This window comes from Mesorhizobium sp. M2A.F.Ca.ET.037.01.1.1 (assembly GCF_003998075.1).
In the GTDB taxonomy this organism is placed as follows: Bacteria; Pseudomonadota; Alphaproteobacteria; order Rhizobiales; family Rhizobiaceae; genus Mesorhizobium.
In genome coordinates, this window is the sequence record NZ_RZSA01000839.1 from 1 (window position 1) to 2,954 (window position 2,954).

General features: G+C 62.5%; 4 protein-coding genes and 2 pseudogenes. 2 read left to right on the forward strand and 4 right to left on the reverse strand.

Going from position 1 to position 2,954, the window contains the following annotated elements; translation table 11 throughout:
* From EOA27_RS29895 to rpsD, 3 genes and pseudogenes are all read right to left on the reverse strand, one after another.
* A pseudogene (locus tag EOA27_RS29895) lies at positions 1-147 on the reverse strand (inositol monophosphatase); the annotation flags it as partial.
* A complete protein-coding gene (ttcA, locus tag EOA27_RS29900) occupies positions 137-1,027 on the reverse strand; it encodes a tRNA 2-thiocytidine(32) synthetase TtcA (protein ID WP_189343379.1) in 891 nt (296 codons plus the stop codon). The pseudogene EOA27_RS29895 and the gene ttcA, both read right to left, overlap by 11 nt.
* Before the next feature lie 108 nt (positions 1,028-1,135).
* Complete coding sequence (gene rpsD / locus EOA27_RS29905) at positions 1,136-1,753, reverse strand: 30S ribosomal protein S4 (protein WP_040981269.1); 618 nt, start codon at positions 1,751-1,753, stop codon at positions 1,136-1,138.
* A 364-nt stretch (positions 1,754-2,117) separates the two neighbouring features.
* On the opposite strand from rpsD, the gene EOA27_RS29910 reads away from it, so the two are divergent.
* Entirely contained in the window at positions 2,118-2,321 is a 204-nt protein-coding gene (locus tag EOA27_RS29910) for a hypothetical protein (protein WP_126082482.1), read from the forward strand.
* 73 nt (positions 2,322-2,394) lie between these two features.
* On the opposite strand, the gene EOA27_RS29915 is transcribed toward EOA27_RS29910, so the two are convergent.
* Positions 2,395-2,553 carry a DUF3008 family protein gene (locus EOA27_RS29915; protein WP_126082481.1) on the reverse strand — a complete coding sequence of 53 codons (159 nt, stop codon included), beginning with the start codon at positions 2,551-2,553 and terminating at the stop codon, positions 2,395-2,397.
* Positions 2,554-2,698: 145 nt separating this feature from the next.
* Between EOA27_RS29915 and EOA27_RS29920 the strand changes: the two are divergent.
* Positions 2,699-2,954, forward strand: a pseudogene (locus tag EOA27_RS29920) (RNB domain-containing ribonuclease); the annotation flags it as partial.

Consider the following 2,954-nt stretch of genomic DNA (forward strand, 5'->3'; position numbering starts at 1 on the left):
GTCCGCCTCGGTGACGAGGTCGGCGGCGGACGTCTTCTGGCGAACGTCGCCCTCGCCCAGCTTGCGGAAGCGCGGCATAATTTCCGCCCTGGCGGCCTCCGCGAGAAGTTCGGCCAGCCAGTCGATCGCGCGGTCGTCAAATGTCATCGGAAATGTCTTGCTCTGTGGTGAGGCGCGCGTCGAGCGCGGCGAAATCGAACAGTTTTCGGTCGAGCAGGTGCGAGGGCCTTACATTGGTCATGGCGCGGATCATCGTGTCCTTGCGGCCCGGCATGCGCTTCTCGATGTCGTCGAGCATCGCCTTCATGGCGTTGCGCTGCAGCCCTTCCTGGCTGCCGCAGAGGTCGCAGGGAATGATGGGGAATTTCATCGCGTTGGCGAATTTCTCGAGGTCGGCCTCGGCGCTATAGGCGAGCGGCCGCAGCACCATGACGTCGCCCTCGTCATTGAGAAGCTTGGGCGGCATGGCGGCGAGGCGCCCGCCATGGAACAGGTTCATGAAGAAGGTTTCGAGGATGTCCTCGCGGTGATGGCCAAGCACCAGCGCCGAACACCCCTCCTCGCGCGCGATGCGATAGAGATGGCCGCGCCGCAGCCGCGAACAGAGCGAGCAATAGGTGCTGCCCTCCGGCAGCTTGTCGGTCACCACCGAATAGGTGTCCTGGTATTCGATGCGGTGGGCGATGCCGTTGGCGTTGAGATAATCGGGCAGGATGTGTTTTGGGAAATTCGGCTGCCCCTGGTCGAGATTGCAGGCGAGCAGATCGACAGGCAGCAACCCGCGCCATTTGAGGTCGAGCAAAAGCGCCAGCAGGCCGTAGGAATCCTTGCCGCCCGAGAGCGCGACCAGCCAGCACTCGCCGGGCTTCACCATGGCGAAATCCTCGATCGCCTGGCGGGTGAGCCTCAACAGCCGCTTGCGCAGCTTGTTGAACTCGACCGAGGACGGCACGTCGCGAAACAGCGGATGGAAGCCGCCCTCGGCATCATCATCGATCGGCTCCAGGGATTTGAGGTCTGGCAGCATGTTCATGGCGCCGGCTCCGCGTTGTCAGCGCCCGGCTTAGCGGACCTGACCGCCAAAGAAAAGGCCGCCCCGAGAGGCGGCCTTGGATGCTGCGCTGATTGATATCGATCAGCGCGAGTAGAATTCGACGACCAGGTTCGGTTCCATCTGCACGGCGAACGGTACGTCCGACAGCCCCGGAACGCGTGCGAAGGTCGCGGTCATCTTGTTGTGGTCGGCTTCGATATAGTCCGGCACGTCGCGCTCGGCGAGAGCGACCGATTCCAGAACGATGACGAGCTGCTTCGACTTCTCGCGCACCTCGATGACGTCGCCCGGCTTGCAGCGGTACGAACCGATGTTGGTGCGCTTGCCGTTGACGTTGACATGGCCGTGGTTGACGAACTGACGGGCGGCGAAGATGGTCGGCACGAACTTGGCGCGATAGACGATCGCGTCGAGGCGCGACTCGAGCAGGCCGATCAGGTTCTCGGAGGTGTCGCCCTTGCGGCGGTTGGCCTCTTCATAGACCTTGCGGAACTGCTTTTCCGAAACGTCGCCGTAGTGACCCTTCAGCTTCTGCTTGGCGCGCAGCTGCAGGCCGAAGTCGGAAAGCTTGCCCTTGCGGCGCTGGCCGTGCTGGCCGGGGCCGTATTCACGCTTGTTGACCGGGGACTTCGGGCGGCCCCAGATGTTTTCGCCGAGACGGCGGTCGATCTTGTATTTCGCGGATTCGCGCTTGCTCATCGCATTCCCTTTCAAAACAATATACCCGAAGCCCCATGGCTCCGGGCGAAGGAAACGCGCCCTCCTCTGGCCTCCGTTTTCGAGACCTGACAGGGTTTTCCACGCAAAGCGACGGAAAACCCACGGGACACGTCAAAAGAAACCACCGGGCGTCGCCACCCGGTGTTGCTGGGCCTGTTAAACACAGATTTAACCGCTGTCAAGCTTGTGGCTGGCGACGCCGACTGCAACTCGATATCATCCCTGCGTTGCATGCGGCGCTGGCTGTGGCGGAAAGTTGCACGCTGGCGGCATAGGGCGGCGTCTTCGGATCCAAACGCCCTGCACATGATGAAGGGACTGGAGCAGAGGAGTGCGAATTCCCATGAAGAAATTCTTCCTTACCCTGACCGGAGCCGCCGTCCTGGCCGGGTCGATGGCGGTCATGACGCCTGAACCGGCCATGGCCAGGCATTGGCATGGCCACAAGCAGATCTGCCGCGTCGTGGTGAAGAAAAGAGTCGTCTGGCGCCACGGCCACCGCCATGTCGTCCGCTACAAGACGAAGCACTGCTGGTGGCGCTACTAACCTATTGCGCAGTAGGGGATATTGACGCAGGCCCGCGGCCAACGCCGCGGGCCTTTCATTTCGCCTTCGCGGTCTATGACTTCTTGCTGGGCAGGCCTTTGCGCTTGGTCTCGGCGAATTCCTCGAGCTGCTTCTCGCTCATCGAGTCGTACATCTCGCGCGACGCGCCTTTGAGCTCGCTCTTCTTGGTCTCGCCGCGCCTGGCGGAAAGCGCTGCGCCGGCTGCGGGCATGGCTGTCTCTCCTTTGCTGCGGGAAAAACGCGGAGGCTCTGCAGCAGTTCCAACACATCCTTGGCGTCGGTAGTCAGTCGGCCATCCCCGGGCGATTTTCCTTCGCAGCCTTCCCGCGTCCGGGACGCCAGTGTAGGACAACGGCATGAAATCGCTGACCGATCCCTCACAGGCCCTCTCCACCGGCCTGACAAAAATCCGCACCGAATTCCACGTGCCGGATGGATTTCCGCCGGAGGTGATGGCTGCGGCGCAGGCTGCGGCAAAGCGTGCGCCCGCGCAGCATGCCGACCGCACCGCGATGCCTTTCGTCACGCTCGATCCGGCGAGCTCCACCGATCTTGATCAGGCCTTTTCGATCGAGGCCAGCGGCGGCGACCTTCTCTTGCATTATTCCCTTT

Excerpts from the sequence above, each read along its gene's own strand:
- ttcA (WP_189343379.1), bottom strand. The coding sequence starts at position 1,027 with ATGCTGCCAGACCTCAAATCCCTGGAGCCGATCGATGATGATGCCGAG.
- rpsD (WP_040981269.1), bottom strand. The coding sequence starts at position 1,753 with ATGAGCAAGCGCGAATCCGCGAAATACAAGATCGACCGCCGTCTCGGC.
- EOA27_RS29910 (WP_126082482.1), top strand. The coding sequence starts at position 2,118 with ATGAAGAAATTCTTCCTTACCCTGACCGGAGCCGCCGTCCTGGCCGGG.
- EOA27_RS29915 (WP_126082481.1), bottom strand. The coding sequence starts at position 2,553 with ATGCCCGCAGCCGGCGCAGCGCTTTCCGCCAGGCGCGGCGAGACCAAG.